Raw genomic sequence first — 1,506 nt, 5'->3', positions numbered from 1 at the left:
CATCAAGCTGCACGGTCGTGACGAAGTTACGCTGACCTTGTCGAAGAAGGGTTCGGGGGTGGTTACCGCTGCCGATATTCAGCTGGATCATGATGTCGAGATCGTTAACCCCGATCACGTAATCGCTAACCTGGCGTCTAACGGCGCCCTGAACATGAAGCTCACCGTAGCTCGTGGTCGTGGTTATGAACCAGCCGACTCGCGTCAGAGCGATGAAGACGAAAGCCGCAGCATTGGTCGCTTGCAGCTCGACTCTTCGTTCAGCCCGGTTCGCCGTATCGCATACGTGGTGGAAAACGCCCGTGTCGAGCAGCGTACCAACCTGGACAAGCTGGTTATTGATCTGGAAACCAACGGTACTCTGGATCCTGAAGAGGCTATCCGCCGCGCTGCAACCATCCTGCAACAGCAGTTGGCTGCGTTCGTCGACCTCAAAGGTGACAGTGAGCCAGTGGTTGTCGAGCAGGAAGACGAGATCGATCCGATCCTGCTTCGCCCGGTTGACGATCTGGAACTGACTGTACGTTCGGCTAACTGCCTTAAGGCGGAAAACATCTACTACATCGGCGACCTGATTCAGCGTACCGAAGTAGAGCTGTTGAAGACTCCGAACCTGGGCAAGAAATCCTTGACTGAAATCAAGGACGTTCTGGCCTCCCGCGGTCTGTCCCTCGGCATGCGCCTCGACAACTGGCCGCCTGCAAGTCTTAAGAAGGACGACAAGGCGACTGCCTGATCGTCGTAATCACCGAACGTAGTGTTTGGTAAGGAATGAACCATGCGTCATCGTAAAAGTGGGCGTCACCTGAGCCGCACCAGCTCGCACCGCAAGGCCATGTTCCAGAACATGGCGGTGTCGTTGTTCGAGCACGAGCTGATCAAGACTACTCTGCCAAAAGCCAAAGAACTGCGCCGCGTTGCCGAGCCGCTGATCACTCTGGCCAAGACAGACAGCCTGGCTAACCGCCGTCTGGCTTTCGACCGTACTCGTTCGAAAGCTATCGTTGGTAAGCTCTTCAACGACCTGGGCAAGCGTTACGCTACCCGTGAGGGTGGCTACCTGCGCATCCTCAAGTGCGGTTTCCGCGCTGGCGACAACGCGCCTATGGCGTACGTCGAGTTGGTTGATCGTGCTACTGCTGGCGAAGCTGTATCCGCCGAGTAAGACGTCAGTCTGAAACGAAAAACCGGGCCTAGTGCCCGGTTTTTTGTGCCCGCAAGAAAATGCGCTGTTCGTACAAGCTTCTGACATTGTTCTGTTGTCACTATGTGTTGGGAAAAATAATTAGTATTTATCTATCGATGACTACAGATTAATAAATTTGTAGGTGTTAGATCGATGATCAATACTTCCCAGCAAGCCGATTAGCCGGCAGTTTCAAGACTGACAGAGGAAGAAGACCGTATGAGCCAGTTCAAAACGCTTACGACCGCCAGTGGCGCACCTGTCGCTGATAACCAGAATTCTCGCTCCGCCGGCCCTCGTGGCCCGCTGCTGCTCGACGA

At 54.6% G+C, this 1,506-nt stretch carries 3 protein-coding genes; all 3 read left to right on the top strand.

Annotated elements, in window-relative coordinates; genetic code table 11:
* Window positions 1-736: DNA-directed RNA polymerase subunit alpha (locus tag HT737_RS12130; RefSeq protein WP_182402668.1), on the top strand; the 736-nt coding region annotated here is incomplete at its 5' end.
* Window positions 737-778: 42 nt separating this feature from the next.
* Window positions 779-1,165 carry a 50S ribosomal protein L17 gene (gene rplQ / locus HT737_RS12125; RefSeq protein WP_003176402.1) on the top strand — a complete coding sequence of 129 codons (387 nt, stop codon included), beginning with the start codon at window positions 779-781 and terminating at the stop codon, window positions 1,163-1,165.
* 240 nt (window positions 1,166-1,405) lie between these two features.
* Window positions 1,406-1,506: hypothetical protein (locus HT737_RS32730; RefSeq protein ID WP_374011158.1), on the top strand; the 101-nt coding region annotated here is incomplete at its 3' end.

This window comes from Pseudomonas sp. MD195_PC81_125 (genome assembly GCF_014060985.1).
Lineage (GTDB): Bacteria > Pseudomonadota > Gammaproteobacteria > Pseudomonadales > Pseudomonadaceae > Aquipseudomonas > Aquipseudomonas parakoreensis.
This window is presented reverse-complemented; position numbering and strand designations above follow the sequence as displayed.